Below are 17,951 nucleotides of genomic sequence, written 5' to 3'. Positions count from 1 at the left end.
AACCCCACCGAAAGGGCGGCCAGTCCATGGCTCCGCGCAACGTCCTGTTCCTGATGACCGACCAACACCGGGTCGACACCCTGGGGTGTTACGGCAACCCCCTGGTGGAGACCCCGGCCCTGGACGCCCTGGCGGCGGAGGGAACCCGTTTCGACCGCTTCTACACGCCGACCGCGATCTGCACCCCGGCGCGTGCCTCGCTCGCCACCGGCCTGCACCCCTTCCGCCACGGACTGCTCAACAACCCCGAGCGCAACGGCGGCAGCAAGGACGAGCTGGACGACGACAACCCGATGCTGTGGAGCCAGTTGATGGACCACGGCTACCAGGTCGGCCACGCGGGCAAATGGCACATCGGCCGGGAGCGCGGCCCCGAGTTCTACGGCCTCGACGGTGAGCACCTGCCCGGTGCGCTGAACCCCGTACACCACCCCTCGTACGAGAAGTGGCTGGAGGACAACGGCTTCCCGCCCTTCGCCGTACGCGAACCCGTCTTCGGCGCCGCCGCCAACGGCACCGGCCGCGGCCACCTCATCGCAGGCCGCCTCCAGCAGCCCGCCGAGGCCACCATGGAAGCGTTCCTCACCGACCGCACCCTCGGCCTGCTGGACCGCTACGCCGCCGACTGGAAGGCGACCGGCAAGCCGTTCATGCTCTCCTGCCACTGGTACGGGCCGCATCTGCCCTACCTGATCCCCGACCAGTACTACGACATGTACGACCCGGCGGACGTCCCGCTCCCCGCGTCCATGGCGGAGACCTTCGCGGGCAAGCCCGAAGTGCAGCGCCAGTACAGCGCCTACTGGTCGTCCGACGGCTTCGACGCGGCTGCCTGGCGCAAGCTCATCGCCGTGTACTGGGGCTATGTCACCATGATCGACCAGCAGGTCGGCAGGCTCCTCGAAGCGCTCAAGGCGCATGGCCTGTGGGACGAGACGGCCGTCTTCTTCACCGCTGACCACGGCGAGTTCACCGGCGCCCACCGGCTCAACGACAAGGGCCCGGCGATGTACGAGGACATCTACCGGATCCCCGCCCTCGCCCGGGTGCCGGGCGCACCCGCCCAGGTCCGCGACGACTTCGCCAACCTCATCGATCTGAACCCGACCATCCTCGAACTGGCCGGAGCACCTGTCCCCGAACTGTGCGACGGGGAAAGCCTGTTGCCCCTGCTGCACGGTGAACCGGCCGGGGACGGCCGGGACGAGATCTTCGCCGAGTTCCACGGCCATCACTTCCCGTACTCCCAGCGCATGATCCGCGACCGGCGCCACAAGCTGGTCCACAACCCGGAGAGCACGCACGAGCTGTACGACCTGCGGACCGACCCGCACGAACTGCACAACGTGTACGAGGCGCCCGCCTACGCGGAGATCCGGCGCGACCTCACCGTCCGGCTCTACCGGGAGCTCCTGCGCCGTGGCGACCCGGCATACACCTGGATGAGCTACATGGCCGACATCGGCGGCGACCGCGCGCCGGACGTCGACGGGGTCGCGGAGGAAGTGGCATGAAGGACGAATTGCTGTCCGGACCCGCCGCGTCCGACCGCACGGCCACGGACACCGGGCCTGCCGACCGGCGCACGGAGAACACGGGCGCCGTGAGCACGGACCCCGCGACCGCGAAGAGGCAGAACGCGCAGAAGAACGCGCAGAAGAAGAAAGCGCAGAAGAAGGCGGGCGGCACCGGCCGCCTCACGGCCGTACTGCTCGGCTTCGCCTCCGCCGCGCTGGGACTGCTCACCTGGGTCGTCCTCGCCAACAGCGGCATCGACGGTTTTCCCGGGCCCGTCTCCGTGGCCCGCCGCGCCGGGCAGCTCATCGCCGACGGAACCCTGTTCTCCGACGCGGGCGCCAGCCTTGAGCGGGTCCTCATCGGCTACGTCCTCGGTGTCGTCCTCGCGATCCCCGTCGGTTTCCTGATGGGCTGGTACCCGGTCGTCCGCAGGCTCATCGAGCCCTGGCTCCAGTTCTTCCGGATGGTGCCGCCGCTCGCGATCATCCCGCTGGCCATCGTCCTGATGGGCATCGACGAGACCCCGAAGATCTTCGTGATCTTCCTGGCGTCGTTCCTCTCCTCCGTCGTCTCCACCTTCCAGGGCGTCGTCGCCGTCGACGTCACCCTCGTCAACGCCGCACGGGTACTCGGTGCCCGCGACCCGCAGGTCTTCATCGGCGTCGTCGTCCCCGCTTCGACCCCGTTCATCCTGGTCGGCATGCGGATCGGGCTCGGGGCCTCCTGGGCGACCGTGGTCGCCGCCGAACTCATCGCGGCCCAGGACGGACTGGGCCACCGGATGCAGCAGGCGCAGCTCTACTACGACCTGCCCACCATTTTCGTCCAGGTGATCGCCATCGGAGCGATCGGACTCGTCATGGACCGGCTGCTGCTCCTCGCCGAGCGCCGGCTGACCCACTGGCAGGAGCGGAGGTAGTCATGCCCACCATCAACTTCTCCGACGTCACACGGGACTTCCCGGTGAAGGACGGCGACTTCCTGGCCCTGGACCGGGTCAGCCTCGACATCGAGGACGGCGAGTTCGTCACCGTCGTCGGCCCGTCCGGCTGCGGCAAGTCCACCCTGATGAACATCGCGGCCGGGCTCCTCGACGCCTCCGACGGCGAAGTCACCGTCGACGGCGTCCCCGTCCACGGCCCCGCCCCCGAACGCGGTGTCATCTTCCAGCAGTACGCGCTCTTCCCCTGGATGACCGTGACCGGCAACGTCGAGTACGGCCTGAAGGTGGCCGGGGTGAAAAAGGCCGAACGCAGGCGCCGGGCCCGCGAGGTCATCGAACTCGTCGGGCTCACCGACTTCGCCGACGCCCTGCCCAAAACGCTCTCCGGCGGCATGAAACAGCGCTGCGCCATCGCCCGCGCCTACGCGGTCGACCCGAAGATCCTCCTCATGGACGAGCCCTTCGGCGCCCTCGACTCCCTGACCCGCGTCCGGATGCAGGAATCCCTGCTGGACACCTGGAGCCGGGACCGGCGCACCGTCATGTTCATCACCCACGACGTCGACGAGGCGGTCTTCCTCGGCAACCGCGTCGTCGTCATGGCCGCCCGCCCCGGCCGCATCCACACCGTCATCCCCGTCTCGCTGCCCTATCCCCGTACCGAGGAGCAGCGCCTGTCACCCGAATTCGCCGAACTGCGCGCCCAGGTGTGGCACGCCGTCCACCACCAGCCAGCTCCCCTCGAAGGAAGCACGTCGTGAAAACAGAACGCGCCATCGGCCGCCGCTCCATGGGTCTGCTCCTCGCCCTGCTGCTCGTCCCCGCGGCCACCAGCTGCTCCAGCGGATCCTCCGCCGCCTCGGACGGTGGCAAGAAGAAGGTGACTTTCGGCTACATCGCCGACTACAGCGGCTCCGCGGCGCTCGCGGTCGCCCAGAAGCAGGGCCTGTGGAAGAAGGCGGGAATCACCCCCGAACTGAAGGTCTTCACCAACGGTCCGCTCCAGGTACAGGCTCTCGGATCGGGCAGCCTGGACTTCGGCTACCTCGGTCCCGGCGCCCTGTGGCTGCCCGCGTCCGGCCGCGCGTCGATCATCTCGGTCAACATGCTGGGTCTCGCCGACCGCGTCATCGCCCAGCCGGGTTCAGGCATCGAGAAGCCCGCCGACCTCAAGGGCAAGAAGATCGCCGTGGCCGAGGGCACATCGGGCGACATGATCCTCAATCTGGCGCTCCGCGACGCCGGGCTGAAGGAGAGCGACGTCAAGAAGGTCACCATGGACGCCTCCACCGTCGTCACGGCCTTCTCGTCCGGGAAGGTCGACGCCGCCGCCACCTGGTACCCGCTCATCGACACCATGAAGAAGAAGGTCCCCGGTCTGAAGGAGATCAGCCGGACCCAGGACTACTACCCGAAGACGACCTTCCCGAATGTCTTCGTCACCCAGCCCAAGCTCGCCTCGGGCAACCCGGAACTCGTCAAGAAGGTGACCGGGGTCCTCAAGCAGGCCGACGACTGGATCGCCGCGCACCCGCAGGAGTCGGAGACCGTGGCAGCCGAGTTCCTCAAGCTGCCCGCCGGACAGCTGAAGGGCTCCACCGACTACGTGAAGATCCTTCCCTCCGCGGAGCTGACGAAGCTCAGCAAGGACGGCACGGTCGGCGGCTGGTTCGACCATCTCTCGGACCTCTTCGTCCAGATGAAGAAGCTGCCCGAGGCAGGCAAGGCCAAGGACTACTACCTCAGTGACCTGTATGCATCGGCCGGAAAGGCGGACCACACATGAGCACCAGCAGAGGTACGGACCCCGGGGCACCCCGGAACCAGGGGGACCGGGTGAACGGCACGAGTGAGGTGAGACGGCGAGGGTTCCTGGTGGGAGCCGCCGGGCTCGCGGGCGCGACGGTACTGCCGCTGTCCGCGGCTGCCCCCGCGACGGCTGCCACCGCCACCACGGCTCCCGCAGGCGCCGCCCGCACCCTGCCGGTGGCCTCGGGAGGACGCCCCGCGGCCACCGTTCTGTGGTGGGGCGGCGACAGCGCCCGGTTCGCCGCCACCGAACTCCGCGACTATGTACAGCGGATCACTGGAGCCACGCTGCCGCTGCGCGCCGCCGCTGGCAGCACCGAAGGCGCGGTGCCCGCGGGTGTCACCGGCCTGGTCGTGCTGCGCGCGGGCACCGGTACCGGGAACACCGTGTCCGGGAACCGGCTCACCGAAGCCGGCCAGGAACTCTCCGGCGCGCCCGAGGACACCTTCACCCTGCTCGGCGACGACCAGGACATCCTGCTGACCGGCCTCGGCGACCGGGCCCCGCTCTACGCGGTGTACGCCCTGCTCGAACGGCTGGGCGTCCGCTTCTTCGCCCCCGCCTTCCCCGCGTACGAAGGCCACAGCGAGCACGTTCCCCGGGTCCGCACCCTCGCGCTGCCCGCCGTGCACCTCACCGACCGGCCCGACTGGGAATTCCGCCGTCAGTACGCCGAGGAGGGCTTCAGCCACACCGCGCAGAGCCTGCCCCCGCTGCTCGACTGGATGGCCAAGAACCGGCTCAACACCTTCGTCTACCCGACGAACTACCTGGGCCTCGGCGTCACCACGTACGACGGCGTACGGACCGTGCTCGCCCGCGAGGCCGCCAAGCGCGGCATCAGGATCGAGACCGGCGGCCACGGCTACGACAGCTTCCTGCCCCCGGCGGACTACCCGCAGTTCTACGCATCCGGCGGGCCGCTCTTCGACATCTACAACCCCGAGGCCCTGGACGCCTACATAGCCAAGGTGGTCGCGTTCCTGCGGGCCCGTCCGGAGATCACGGTCTTCGACTGCTGGCCGCCCGACGTCCCCAAGTTCCAGAAGGCGATCCTCGACCGGTACGGCAAGGCCGCGAACGCCGAGTCGGTGGTCGTCAACAAGCTCGCCCAGGTGCTCCGCGACGAGCTGCCCGGTGTCCGTGTGGAGCGCATCGCCTACAACTCCACCATCCAGCCGCCCGACCCCGACTACGCGTGCGACCCCCAGGTCGTCGTCGACTTCGCGCCGTACGGCCGCAATTACGACGGATCCCTCGGCGATCCGGCCGTGAGTGCCAACACCGGGCTGGCCAAGGCCCTGGGGGCCTGGCGCACCAGCTTCCGCGGCTCCCTCGTGATGTACGAGTACTACCGCCGCTACCGCTGGCGCAGCCAGCCGGTACGGCCCGTCGACACCATCGCGGCCGATGTCGCCTTCGAGTCGCAGCTCGGTGTCAACGGCATCGGCATGTACAGCGAACCGGGCGACTGGATCACGTACGAGCACGTCCAGAGCCTGGTCGCCGCACTGGCCTGGGACAACAGCCTGGAAGCCGACGCCTACCGGGACGGTTACCTCCAGGCGCGCTTCGGCGCCTCGGCCGCGGGATCCATGGGGGAGTACTACGACCTCACCCGCTTCGACCCCGACACCCACACGGTCACCAAGCTGCACGACAACTACAGCCAGGCCTCCGCCGCGCTGAAGACGGCAGCCGCACAGGCCGGGGACGACTCCGCGCGAACAGTGATCGACCGGCTGCGCAGAGGGATCGAGGTCAACCTCGCCGACATGAGCATCGGGCTGCAGCCGGCCGGCAGCCCCGAACTGGCCGCGGCCCGTGCGGCCTACCGGACCCAGCTGATGAGCAACCGGTTCAACGGCGTCGCCCTGCCGAACACCCAGGCCTGGTGGCGCGGGCACAGCGAGGACGACGCGGTGCCGTACAGCGACACGACGGTCCGGCAGGAAGCCGTGGACAACTACTCCTGTCCGGCAGCCGGGTTCGGCGATCCCGGTGAGCTGACACTGGCGCGCGGTGGAGCCGGGGTGGCACTGACGGTCGTGGCGCAGGACGTGGACTTCACCGGGCACACCGTGCACTGGACCGCGTCCGGCCCGGACGGCATCACGCTGACCCCGGCCCGTGGCAGCCTGCGGGTCCGCGGTACCAGGAGCGCCTCGCACCGGGTGGACGCCCGCGCCGATGCGTCCGCCGCGGCCGGCGACCACCGGATCACGCTGGAGTTCCGGCTGGTCGACGGCACCCGGCTGACACCCGCGTACGTGGATCTCACCGTGGAGTGACCGTGGAGTGACAACACAGCACCGCCCCGCACCACATGACACGCACGGCAGGGTGACACCGGTCCGGTCGCGACGGAAGCGGATCCGTCGCGACCGGACCGTTCGTGACCGCTCAGCGGGGGAGTGTCAGTGGTGGCTGGGATGCTGTCGGACATGGATGAACGGACCTGGCGCCGGGTGTACGGCGCCGACCACGACGACCCGGATCCGGGCCCGCGGCCGGGCCGCGTCTACCGGGAGCTGGTGGGCGGACCGCTCGACGGTCTGCTGCTGGACGTGACCGGGTGGCCCGGACCGCGGCTGGCGGAGGCCGCCGCGCTGGCCACCGAGATCGGCTCCCACGGCCCCGGCGGGCACGCACTGTACGGCCCGCGTACAGCCGGCTCGCTGCTGTGGGACTGGGAGGGCGACACCCCCTGACGGGGGGAAACCGCCCTCCTGGGCGGGCCGTTGCGGCGCAGCAGCAGCCGTACGGGCCGGTGACCCTGGAAGGGATCACCGGCCCGCACACCGCACCGCGTCGTCCGTCAGCCGAGGCCGACGGCGAACACATGCAGCTCCGGGTTCTTCGGCAGGGTCACGCTCTTGATGTGCTTCCCCCCGGGCACCTGGAAGGGCGTGGTGGCGAAGACGCTCACCGCACCACCGGTGCCACCCGACTGGTTCCGCCGGGCGGCCCGCGCCACCAGGGTGTTCCCGAGGACCGGGTCCGTGCCGCCGCCCGGCAGGGACCAGTCACCGAACGACAGATCCGCCTTTCCGGTCGTGCCGTCCGTGAAGGTCACCGTCGCGCTGTCCTGGTGATCCCCGTTGGTGGCCGACCCCACGAACAACAACCGCCGGGCGTCCTCGGCGTCCAGAGCCAGCGTCTGGCCGCCCGCGACCAGATTGTCGGGACGCCCCTGCGGGGCCGCGGGCCATACGAACGACGTGCCCGACGCCTCCACCCGCGCTCCTCCCTTCAGGCCGGCCGCGGCCAGAGCCTGCCGGGAGTAGGTGTTCCCGGCACGGTCGTAGTCGCCCTGCCCGTGGTCGGCGTCGTCGGACAGGCCCGTGTTGTCGTAGGCGGCGGCCAGGCTGCCGTGCGCGGCGACCAGAACGATCGCGGAGAGCCGCACGGAGTCGCCCGGCGCGGCTCCGCTCACGGTGAGCGGGACCTCGTAGTAGCCGTCGGCCGTTCCGGAACCGGCCTCGACCGTCAGCTCGACGCTTCCCGAACCCGTCGCGGAGTCGAGCGCGAGCCGCTTCCTGCCCGCGGACACGGACAGCCCCTTCGGCGCGGTCGCCTTCACCGTCAGGTCGCGGTCCCGCCCGGCGAGCCGCTGCGCGTCGACCGTGACCTTCACCCCGGCACCGCCCGGTGCGGCGGTGACCTGGTTGGGCGTCGCATTCGCCAGGAAGGAACGCTCACCCGTGCGGTACGACGGCGGAGCCGCCGCGGGAGAGGTCGCCCAGTGCGTGTCGGGGCTGTCGGACAGGGCGAAGTCCAGCTGCCCGCCCTTCGTGACCGCGGACTTCGGCAGGTAGGTGCGTTCGTAGGAGCGGCCGTCGAGCTTCAGCTCGTGGACGTACGGAGTGCCCGTCGAAGCCTTCGGGGCCCGGATGTCCAGGTCGTGGCCCTTGCCCGGCAGGTCGAGCACGGCGCGCTCGAACAGCGGGCTGTGCACGGCCAGATCGGATGTGCCGGGGGTCGAGGGATAGACACCGAGGGCGGCCCAGACGTACCAGGAGGACTGGGCACCCAGATCGTCGTTGCCGGGCTCGCCGTCCGGGGTGGGACTGAAGAGCGTGGTGGCGACGTCCCGTACCGCCTTCTGCGTCTTCCACGGCTGACCGAGGTAGTCGTACACCCACGGCACCCCGAAGTCGATCTCGTTACCGGCCCACATGTAGGGCTCGTTGGGACCGGCGTTGAGCTGGCCGAAGAAGGTGTCGAGCCGCTGGGACGCGGCGGCACGGCCGCCCATGGCGGTGATCAGCCCCGCGGTGTTCTGCGGGACCAGCCAGTTGTACTGGGCGGCGTTGCCCTCGTCGAAGCCGTCCTGGCCGAACTTGCCCTCCGGCGGCGGCTGGAACCCCGGACCGTCGGGGAAGCGGCCGTCCTCACCGCGCGGCTGGAGATAGTCCGTGGCCGGATTGAGGATGTTCTGCCAGTTCTGGCTGCGGAGCGTGAAGGTACGTGCGGTGCTGTGGTCCCCGGCGGCGGTCGCGAGCCGGGCGATGGCGAAGTCGTCGATCGCCCACTCCAGCGTGACCGAGGCGCCGACGCGCTGGTGGTCACCGCGTGAGGCGTCGTTGTTGGGCGCGTAGCCGCGCTCGACGTAGTTGGCGATGTCGGGCCGCTCCTTGTACGCGCCCGGCGTGGAGTCAACCGTGGTGGCGCCCTTGACCAGGTACTTCAGGGCGGTCTTGAGGTCGAAGTCCCGGGCGCCGTAGGCGTACAGGTTGGCGATGAGAGCGACGGAGTTGTCGCCGGTCATCTGCCCCGTGTACCCGTTGGCGAAAGGCCAGCGAGGCCACCACCCGCCCTGCACCGCGTCGTTGACCAGCGACTGGGCCATGTCGCTCGCCTCCTTCGGCCACAGCATGGCCTGCAGCGGCGCGAGCGAGCGGTAGGTGTCCCAGTCCGAGAAGTTGGCGTACTGCGTACGCCCCTCGGGCAGTGTGCGGACCTTGTTGTCGAACCCGATGTAGCGCCCGTCCGTGTCGTTGAACGTGTTCGGATGCATCAGCGAGTGGTACAGCGCGGTGTAGAACGTCTTCAGCTGGTCGGTGTCCCTGCCCGCGACCCGGGCCTTGCGCAGCGCCGCCGTCCACTGGTCCCGGGTCTGCTGGTGCAGCTTGTCGAGGCTCCAACCCGGCACCTCGGAGGCCATGTTGGCCCTGGCTCCGTCCACGGAGACGTACGACATGGCGATCTTGGCGCGCACGGTGCGCGTCCCGGCGGTGTCGAACGTCAGATACGCGCCTGCCTTGGGCGCGTCCACCGCGTCGCTGCCCTTCGACACGGACTTGCCGTCCCAGGTGCCGTGTGCGGTGAAGGGGCGGTCGAAGGTGATCGCGTAGTGAACCGTGTACTCGTTCCCCTTGCCGCAGAAGTTCCCCGTGGTCGCGGACCCGGTGACCTGCCGGTCGCCTACCACGTGCATATCGGCGTGCTTGTCCCCCGCGAGGCTGGCGCCGCCCTTGACCAGGACCTGTGCCGCGTCCCCGCCCTCGGGAAAGGTGAACGCGGCCAGCCCGGTGCGGGTCGTGGCGGTCAGCTCGGCGCGCACCTTCGAGTCGTCGAGGGTGACCGCGTAGTAGCCGGGCTCCGCCTTCTCGCCGGTGTGCGAGAAGTGCTCGGTCCGGTCCCACGGAGCGGCACCGACATCGCCGGTCACCGGGAGGATCGGTACGTCACCGAACGCGGTGCAGCCGACCGAGGCGTGATCGATGCTGAAGCCCCGGATGGAGTCGCTGTGGTACTGGTACCCGGCGTACGAACCGGCCGTGTCGGGCGAGAACTGCATCATCCCGAAAGGGGCTGCGGGGCCGGGGAAGTTGTTGATCTCGCCGACGGTCGAGCCGCCGCTTCCGGTACCGATGAGCGGGTCGACGTAGTCGGACGGGTCGTCCACGAGGCGCGCACCGGCCTGCGTTCCGTGTGACAACGTTGTCAGAGCAAATGAAGCCGGTGTCGCCGTTCCGGCGAACAACAGCGCCGCGACTGCGGCGACTGCGCCACGAGTCTTCCAACGTCTCACGTGTGCCTCCTGCTGAGGGTCGAGGGTCGAGCCCACCACACACTCAGGTACCGGCCCCGCCCGGTCAAGAGGGCGTACGGAGAAACAAGATCGCGCCCCGGGGTCCGGTCCGGAGGTTCTGCCCGGAGCGGAAGCCGGATGGAGCGGCTCGGCCGGGGGCAGTTGAGGGAAGACCGGCCGCAGCAGCCGGCCGGTCGGGCCCTGGGGAGGACCAGGGCGGTGGCGACGGCGGAACGGGCGGGCGAATGACATCGACGGCGGCTTACGACGAGATCGCGGACTGGTACGAACAGGAGTTTCTCGGCGGCCGGGACGCCGAGAACTCCGACGGCAATCCCCGCGCCCTCGGCGGATTGCTCGGTCAGCTCCTCGGCGCGGGAACCGGGACCTGCCTGGAGATCGGCTGCGGTACCGGCATCCACGCCGACCGGGTGCGCCGCCTCGGCCGCACGCCGGTCGGTGTGGACATATCCGGCGGGATGCTGCGGCACGCCCGTGACCGTATGGCGGTCGTGCGGGGCGACGCCGCGTGTCTCCCCGTCCGCGACGCCTCCGTTCCGGCGGTCCTCGCGGTCATGGTGCACACGGACATGCCCAGTTATCCGGACGTGCTCCGCGAGGCTGCCAGAGTGCTGCGCCCCGGCGGCGTGTTCGTGCACATCGGCGTTCACCCGTGCTTCTGCGGAGGGTTCGTCGACCGCGGTGACCCCGACGCCGTGGTGGTCCGGCCCGGCTATCTCGACGGGCGGCGGACGAAGGAGTCCTGGACGGACCGTGGGATACGGGACAAGGTCGGGGCCGGACACCTTTCGCTGCCCGGTCTGCTGAACGCGTTCCTGGACGCCGGGCTGATACTCGAAGGCTTCGCCGAGCACGGCGCTCCCACTCCCGTGGTCATGGGCGTCACGGCACGCAAACCGGAATGACCCGCGACGGCGTCCGGGGCGGCGCACGCTCCGGGCGGGGGCGTGTGTCAGCTGGGGTCCGGCCCCGCCCAGGAGCAGCGCAGGGCGGCGGTGACGAACCCCGGGCCGAAGGCCAGAGCGACACCGGATTCACCGGCGGAGGGCGGCGTGCCGTGCAGCTTGTCCAGGATGGCCAGCACGCTGACGCCGCCCAGGCTTCCCGTCTCGGCCAGTACGGCACGGGAATGCCGGGTGTGTTCCTCGCCGAGTCCCAGGCTCTTGGCCACATCGGTGATGATGCCGGGGCTTCCCGGGTGGATGACGGCCCAGTCGGGAACCTTGTGGTCCAGCCAGTCAAGAACGTACGGCATCGACTCCGCTGCCCCCTTCTGTCCCGCCTTGGTGCTGTCGAAGTGGAGCCCGCTGGTGTCCAGGCTTCCGCTGTAGAAGTCCTCCGTGTGGTGCAGGAGCAGTTCGAAGGTGTGCGCGGCCACCGGGTCCTCGATGCGCAGGCCGGGCTCGGGCGGCGGCTCCGTGGAGACGACGCAGGCACCGGCCGAGTCCCCGAAGAGTGCCTTGTAGATCATGCTCTGGATGTTCGTGTCGCGGTGGTTGTAGACGGAGCTGATGACTTCCGAGACCACGACCAGGACCTTGGAACCCGGCCGGGCGGCGGCGAACTCCGCGGCACGTACCAGCGCCTGGATGCCGCCTGCGCAGGCGAGCGTGGTCATCGCGATGCGCCGGGCCCGGACCGGGAGTCCCAGAGCATTGGCGAGTTGAACGTCGAGACCGGGTATGCCCCAGGTCGTGGAGTGCGAGGTGACGATCGCGTCGATCTCCGACGGCTGGACGGCCGCGCGCTCCAGGGCCCCGCGCGCGGCTTCCTCGCCCATCCGGACGGCGTGCCCGAAACCTGACCGGACCCGTTCCGTGATGTCGGCGTCCCCCGCGATGGCCGGGGAATCCAGGGGGGCCACGAAATGGCGGTTGTCCACCTGGAGATTGCCGATCACCCGCTCGTACACTTTCAGCCGCGGATCGTCCGGATGATGGCGTGCGATGTCATCGATGATCGCACGCGTGTCCACCCTGAATCGAGGCAGGGCGATCGCAGGACGGCTGACGTAGACGGGCATTGGGCAGCTCCCACACATGTATTCGAGATTCCGTGCCAACAACGTACGTCAGTACGACCGTTCGTTCATGGGAGTTGCTGCGGCCGGTCGTGCTTCCGGCTACGCCCGAAGGGGAACCGTCTGCCGTGGTCAGGCCCGGGATGCGCTTCCTTCGCGGTCGGTCCCGCCGTCGTGAATCACCTGCTGGTCCGTCAATTCTCCTTTCCAGAAAGGCGATCGGGCATAGGCGGACCGGTCGGCCCGTAGATCGGGGTCTCTGCGGTGTTCGCTCGGCGGGCCCGGCCGAAAGGCCAGCAGAATGAGCCTGGCCCCCGTCGAACTCACCGGTTCCGCCGCGCAGACACTCACCATGCCCTCGCCCAACTGGGGATGACGCAAGGGGCGTTGCGCCCCATCGGGGAACGGCAGGGCCAGAAATGGGATGTCCGCGTAGAGAGGGCCGGCCACCGGGTCGCGCTGCACGTACTCCTCGATCCGGGCGAGATCCTTGTTGTCCGGCCTCTCCTGGGCGGCCCGGCGCAACTGGCCCAGCACGAAGGGCGCCCAACTGCGTTCCCAGTCCAGCAGCAGGGTATGGCGCTCCGGATGCGCGGCCATGAACAGCAGGGCGTTCTCCGGCGGGACGGCCCCGGGGAAGAGATCCCGGTACTCCTGATTGCACGTGATGAGATTCCAGGCCGAGTCGACCAGGTAGGCGATCACCCCGTGAATCAGCTCCACGGCCCCCCAGGCTCCGGGGACCTCCATTCCGGAGGTGTTGTGCAGGGGCGCGGGCACTTCACGGCGCGTCAGCCAGTACAGCGCCGTCCATTCCTGCTCCGTCATCCTCAACAGCCTCGCCAGACTCGCGAGATAGGCCGGATTGGGCCGGTGCTCGGGTCCGTTGATCAGCCGTCCGTAGGTGCCCCGGGCCCGCTGGGTCAGGGTGTCGATCTGTTCCTGGCTGAGCCCGTTCACCGGGCGGCCCGCTCCGCTGCGCTCGGCGTATCCCACCGTCTCGGGCGCGATGGCGGCCCGACGGCTCTCCAGCAAGGATCTCAACGCAGCCGCATCTTGGGCGGAGAGCGTCACATTTCCCCCGTAACTGCCCGCTGAGTAGCGGGCCTGCAATTATCAGCAGGTCTTTTGCGTGGAAAGACTAGGCGACGGCCGCAAGACTCTGCCGTGTCGTAGGTGAACAGTGCAGAGTGTCTGCTGCAGTCGCGAAAGGTAGGAGACTTGCAATGCCATCCCACCGGTCCGTGCTCATCGTTGATGGTCACAGCGAGGTAAGCCTGGGGATCACGAAGGCGCTGCAAGAGTGCGGTGACAGGGTCGCCGTGACGTACTCCGGCCCGGATGCGCCCGTGGGCCCCGATCTGTCCGTGCCGTGCGACGTGACGGACGAATCCCAGATCGACGGCGCGCTGGCACTTGTCGAACAGTGTCACGGCCCGGTCGACATCATTATCGCGTCCATCGACCTGTCCTGCGATCTGATGCTCAGGGATGACCGGTTCGTCTCGGTCGCCGACAACGGGATCATCGGTACCTTCCGTCTGATCCGCAGGGCCATGCCGGGCCTGCGGGCGAGTGGACAGGGGCGGATCATCTTTCTCCGCGCCTCCGGCCAGGACGGCCTTTCCGCAAGGCAGTTCGGCAGCACCTCCGAGGCGGCGCTCCGGGGCTTCGTCAGCCAGATGTCCCGGGACGAGGCACTTCACGGCATCACCTGCAATGTCGTCACCCTGAATTCGCCGCTGGGCCGTCGCGTGTCCGCACGCAGCGCCGCCCGTACGGCGTCGGCCTGGCATCCGTCCGTCGATTCCGCGCTGCTGGCAGCGGCGGCCAAGAACGTCAAGCTGCTGGCGTCGCCTGATGCCGACGGAGTTAATGGCGAATACATCGGGGTGGAAAGCCGTTTGCTCATGGTCTCCTGACGTCCTGCCCAGCGCTGTGCCGACTGTTGAGCGGCATCGGCGTTCCGGCCCGGCTCTCTGCCGAGGCGCGGGCAGAAAGCACAGCGGCGCCACCGTGTTCAGGTCACGGTGGCGCCGCTGTGTGAGGTGAGCGCCTGGGCGATCCGGTGTGACGGGGGGAATCGCCTCAGGCGCTCCGGGGGGTGGCTGTTCGTAGGGTGTCGGACGAGATGTGCTCGTGATCGTCGGGCTGCAGGTTCACAAAGATCATTCCGTAGCGGATGACACACCTGACGGGCTGTGGCGCGCCACGTGGCCGTCGCACGCACCGAAATGCCTCCAGCTCACCGTCGACAGCATTGCGGCTGACTACGACGGGCTCACCAAAGACAGTCACCATCAGCGAATCGCCGGGCTCCGGCAATGCGCTGAGCAAGTCGATGAGATGCCATCCAGACCTGTGCGCCACGGCCATCTCGCGCCGGAACCGCCGGTCATCCGGTGGGGTTGTCATGGCGCGACGTTATGGGCGCGGATGTGCCGTTGTCGAGATCCTCACGGTCCTGAGCAAGCAGAACGAATGTTTTGAGACACAGCTTGGGCAAAATTCGACGGTACGGACCGGGTGTTTCACGGCGGATGGACCGATATCGAAAAAGTCCTAGTGAAACCAGCTTTTCTTCACGATCGAGAACGCGCCACGATGCCGATCAGCCGGTCGCGTCCCGTTTCTCCGGTGACTCGTCGCCCCCGGGCGGCAGTGGTGAACCGTGAACCGCTCCGGTCCATCGGGTGCCCGTCCCGCACAGGTGATTCCTCGACCCGGTCCGAGCTGCGGAAACGCAAAATTGTCCGGTCGATCACCCAGTGTCCGCCAGAGGTCCACTCGAAAAGCACTGCTGCTCTGAATGATCGGGAGTGCTCGGAACTCCCTTGTCAACAGCAGAAAGTTGCATACACATGGCCACGTTTGATCGTCGGCGCTTCCTCCAGGCAGGCGGCGCGACAGCCGCATCTGCCGCCGCCCTCTCCATGTTCCCGCCGGCGATCGGCAAGGCCATGGCCCTGCCCGCGCTCTCCCGCAGCCGGTCGCTCAAGGACGTCCAGCACGTGGTGATCCTCATGCAGGAGAACCGTTCCTTCGACCACTACTTCGGTGGCCTCCGCGGGGTACGGGGCTTCGGCGACCCGCGTCCGGCACTGCTGCCCGACGGCAAACCGGTCTGGCACCAGCCGGCCGCCGCGACGCACACCGGACGGTACAACTCCCGCGGCCTGCCGGACAGCGCGACCGAGGTGCTGCCGTGGTACATCGACCCCAAGAACACCTCCGAGTACCTGGCGGGCACCGACCACGGCTGGAGCAGCGGCCACCTGGCCTGGAACCAGGGGCGCCACGACCAGTGGGTGAACCAGAAGCAGGACGCCCTCACGATGGGCTACCTCAAGCGCCAGGACCTGCTCTACCACTACGCCCTGGCCGAGGCGTTCACCATCTGCGACTCCTATTTCTGCTCGGTGCACGCCGACACGGCGCCCAATCGGATCCATCTGTGGACCGGCACCAGCGACCCGCGCAATGTGTACGGACGGCGGCCCAACGGCCCCGGTCTGAGCGAGCGCAACAACACCAACGGGTACACCTGGACCACGTATCCGGAACGGCTGGAGGCCGCGAAGGTCAGCTGGAAGCTGTACCAGGGGGGCACCGGTGAACCGGGCAGCCCCACGGACAACTACACCGACAACTCCCTGATGTTCTTCGAGAAGTACCAGGTGGCCGAGGGGGCGAGCGGGCCGCTCGTGGAGAAGGGTGCTTCGGACCACACCCTCAAGGAGTTCCGCGCCGACGTCGAACACGGCACGCTCCCGCAGGTCTCCTGGATCGTCCCGCCGTACAAGTACTCCGAGCACCCGTCCGCATCGCCGACCGACGGGGCCACGTACATCAACCTGGTGCTGGAGGCGCTCACCTCCAACCCCGAGGTCTGGGGCCGTACCGTCTTCATCGTCAACTACGACGAGAACGACGGCCTCTTCGACCATGTCGTACCGCCCATGCCGCCGGTCACCAGCGGGCCCGACGCCCAGGGCATGGTCTCCCGCGATCTGGTGAGGAGCCTCGGCGACGAGATCCTCGACCTCGGCAAGTACCCGGGCGAGATGAGCCCGCTGGTTCCCGGCGCGGATCCGGGCGGCCTCCAGCCCATCGGACTCGGGCCGCGGGTCCCGCTGTTGGTCGTCTCGCCCTGGTCGCGCGGTGGCTGGGTGTGCTCGGAGACCTTCGACCACACTTCGGTGCTGCAGTTCCTGGAGGCCAGGTTCGGTATCCACGAGCCGAACATCAGCGCCTGGCGCCGTTCCGTCTGCGGTGACCTCACCTCGGCACTCGACTTCTCCGGGGCGAACCCCGCTCCGGTCTCCATCCAGGTTCCCGCGCCGATCACTTCCGAGGGCAAGCCGTACCAGGTGCCGCTGCCCCAGAGCATGCCGTCCCAGGAGCCGGGCGTCCGGCGGGCCCGCGCCCTGCCGTACGACGTGCTGGTCAACGAGGGCGACGAGCACAAGGGGCGGTTCCAGCTGGACCTCGCCAACCGGGGTCGGGCCGGCGCCGCCTTCTACGTCTACGACCGCAAGCACCCCCAGTCGGCCCCGCGCCGCTACACCGTCTCCGCCCGGGACACCCTGAGCGACTACTGGCAGACCGCGGCGACCGGTGGTGCCTACCAGCTCGCCGCGTACGGTCCCAACGGCACCCTCTGCGAGTTCGCCGGTTCCGCCGCGGACGGGCTGCGGGCGCGGTTCAGCCACGACGGGGGTGACCGGATCCGGATCCGGATCACCAACCACGGGCGGACCACACGTACGGTGCTGGTCGCTGACGCCTACGGAACGAAGGGCAGCGGCAAGACCCACCGCCTGCACGCCGGCGCCTCCACGGAGGTCACGGTGTCGGTGCGCGCCCACTCCGGCTGGTACGACATCACGGTCACCGAATCCGGGGCCGGGGAGAGCGGCACGCCGTACCGGCGCCGCTGGTCGGGACATCTGGAGAACGGCCGCCCCAGCACCAGTGACCCGGGCCCGCACGGCTCCTGAGACAATGTCGATCATGGAAGCGAATACCCGGGAGGCCGAACTCGCCGCGGTCCGGACGCCCCCCTGGTCACTGCGTTCCGCGAGTTCCGCCGATGTGGAGACGATCGCGGAGCTGCGGGCGACGGTGATGCGGCCGGATCTGGAACGGCTCGGCCGGTTCGACGAGCACCGGGTCCGGCAGCGGCTGCGCGATTCCTTCTCCGCGCAGTACACCTCGGTCATCGTGGTCGATGGATCTCTCGCAGGCTGCGTCACGCTCCGCCCGGCGCCGCAGGGGCAATGGCTGGAGAGCTTCTACCTCGACCCCGGGGTCCAGGGGCGGGGGCTCGGCTCCGCTGTCCTGCGCACGCTGCTGGAGCGGACCGATACGGAAGGCGTGCCTGTCCGTCTCCACGTGCTGCAGGGCAGCGCCGCCCGACGGCTCTACGAGCGGCACGGATTCACCGTGGAGGACGAGGACCCGGTCGACGTGCACATGGTGCGCCGACCGGGCGCGTGCGTCACCGCGGGGTGAGTGCGTTCGCGGTACGCGAGCGGTGAGCAGTCGCCGGTGACCGGTGCTGACGTCCGGTCACCGGCCGACTGCCTGCCCGTTCGCCCGG

14 protein-coding genes are annotated in these 17,951 nt (G+C 69.0%); 10 read left to right on the top strand and 4 right to left on the bottom strand.

What is annotated here, in order from left to right; all coding sequences use genetic code 11:
• The first annotated feature begins 26 nt into the window (after positions 1-26).
• The 6 genes from NBY69_RS15730 to NBY69_RS15705 all read left to right on the top strand — a co-directional run bounded on the left by NBY69_RS15730 (position 27) and on the right by NBY69_RS15705 (position 6,982).
• Positions 27-1,514, top strand: coding sequence for a sulfatase-like hydrolase/transferase (locus tag NBY69_RS15730; RefSeq protein WP_250301527.1), 1,488 nt, complete (start codon positions 27-29; stop codon positions 1,512-1,514).
• Positions 1,511-2,437 (top strand): ABC transporter permease, encoded by a 927-nt coding sequence (locus tag NBY69_RS15725; protein WP_250301526.1) that lies wholly within the window; start codon positions 1,511-1,513, stop codon positions 2,435-2,437. The genes NBY69_RS15730 and NBY69_RS15725 overlap by 4 nt, the downstream gene beginning before the upstream one ends.
• 2 nt (positions 2,438-2,439) lie before the next feature.
• Complete coding sequence (locus NBY69_RS15720) at positions 2,440-3,222, top strand: ABC transporter ATP-binding protein (RefSeq protein WP_250301525.1); 783 nt, start codon at positions 2,440-2,442, stop codon at positions 3,220-3,222.
• On the top strand, positions 3,219-4,247 hold the full coding sequence (locus NBY69_RS15715; protein ID WP_250301524.1) for an aliphatic sulfonate ABC transporter substrate-binding protein: 1,029 nt from the start codon (positions 3,219-3,221) through the stop codon (positions 4,245-4,247). The genes NBY69_RS15720 and NBY69_RS15715 overlap by 4 nt, the downstream gene beginning before the upstream one ends.
• On the top strand, positions 4,244-6,562 hold the full coding sequence (locus tag NBY69_RS15710; RefSeq protein ID WP_250301523.1) for a DUF4838 domain-containing protein: 2,319 nt from the start codon (positions 4,244-4,246) through the stop codon (positions 6,560-6,562). Before NBY69_RS15715 ends, NBY69_RS15710 begins: the two co-directional genes overlap by 4 nt.
• Positions 6,563-6,715: 153 nt before the next feature.
• The gene (locus tag NBY69_RS15705; protein ID WP_250301522.1) at positions 6,716-6,982 is read left to right on the top strand and encodes a hypothetical protein; all 267 of its coding nucleotides are present in this window, start codon (positions 6,716-6,718) and stop codon (positions 6,980-6,982) included.
• A 107-nt stretch (positions 6,983-7,089) separates the two neighbouring features.
• Here the strand turns inward: NBY69_RS15705 and NBY69_RS15700 are convergent, their stop codons facing one another.
• Positions 7,090-10,215 carry a GH92 family glycosyl hydrolase gene (locus NBY69_RS15700; protein WP_250301521.1) on the bottom strand — a complete coding sequence of 1,042 codons (3,126 nt, stop codon included), beginning with the start codon at positions 10,213-10,215 and terminating at the stop codon, positions 7,090-7,092.
• Positions 10,216-10,553: 338 nt separating this feature from the next.
• On the opposite strand from NBY69_RS15700, the gene NBY69_RS15695 reads away from it, so the two are divergent.
• The gene (locus NBY69_RS15695; RefSeq protein WP_250301520.1) at positions 10,554-11,234 is read left to right on the top strand and encodes a class I SAM-dependent methyltransferase; all 681 of its coding nucleotides are present in this window, start codon (positions 10,554-10,556) and stop codon (positions 11,232-11,234) included.
• A 47-nt stretch (positions 11,235-11,281) separates the two neighbouring features.
• On the opposite strand, the gene NBY69_RS15690 is transcribed toward NBY69_RS15695, so the two are convergent.
• Both NBY69_RS15690 and NBY69_RS15685 read right to left on the bottom strand, forming a co-directional pair.
• Positions 11,282-12,352 carry a PhlD gene (locus NBY69_RS15690; RefSeq protein WP_250301519.1) on the bottom strand — a complete coding sequence of 357 codons (1,071 nt, stop codon included), beginning with the start codon at positions 12,350-12,352 and terminating at the stop codon, positions 11,282-11,284.
• Positions 12,353-12,481: 129 nt separating this feature from the next.
• Positions 12,482-13,384, bottom strand: a complete 903-nt coding sequence (locus tag NBY69_RS15685) for a helix-turn-helix transcriptional regulator (RefSeq protein ID WP_250301518.1) — start codon at positions 13,382-13,384, stop codon at positions 12,482-12,484.
• A 209-nt stretch (positions 13,385-13,593) separates the two neighbouring features.
• Here NBY69_RS15685 and NBY69_RS15680 point away from each other — a divergent pair, with 209 nt between their 5' ends.
• A complete protein-coding gene (locus tag NBY69_RS15680; protein ID WP_250301517.1) occupies positions 13,594-14,271 on the top strand; it encodes an SDR family NAD(P)-dependent oxidoreductase in 678 nt (225 codons plus the stop codon).
• Between the two features lie 166 nt (positions 14,272-14,437).
• Here NBY69_RS15680 and NBY69_RS15675 read toward each other — a convergent pair whose 3' ends face one another.
• A complete protein-coding gene (locus tag NBY69_RS15675) occupies positions 14,438-14,764 on the bottom strand; it encodes a (2Fe-2S)-binding protein (RefSeq protein WP_250301516.1) in 327 nt (108 codons plus the stop codon).
• Between the two features lie 446 nt (positions 14,765-15,210).
• On the opposite strand from NBY69_RS15675, the gene NBY69_RS15670 reads away from it, so the two are divergent.
• Entirely contained in the window at positions 15,211-17,349 is a 2,139-nt protein-coding gene (locus NBY69_RS15670; RefSeq protein WP_250301515.1) for a phosphocholine-specific phospholipase C, read from the top strand.
• Positions 17,350-17,362: 13 nt separating this feature from the next.
• On the top strand, positions 17,363-17,863 hold the full coding sequence (locus NBY69_RS15665) for a GNAT family N-acetyltransferase (protein ID WP_250301514.1): 501 nt from the start codon (positions 17,363-17,365) through the stop codon (positions 17,861-17,863).
• Positions 17,864-17,951 lie beyond the last annotated feature (88 nt).

Origin of the sequence: Streptomyces sp. A 4/2 (assembly GCF_940670765.1) — a bacterium.
GTDB lineage: Bacteria > Actinomycetota > Actinomycetes > Streptomycetales > Streptomycetaceae > Streptomyces.
The sequence above is the reverse complement of the archived record's forward strand: the minus strand, read 5'-3'. Positions and strand labels throughout refer to the sequence as shown.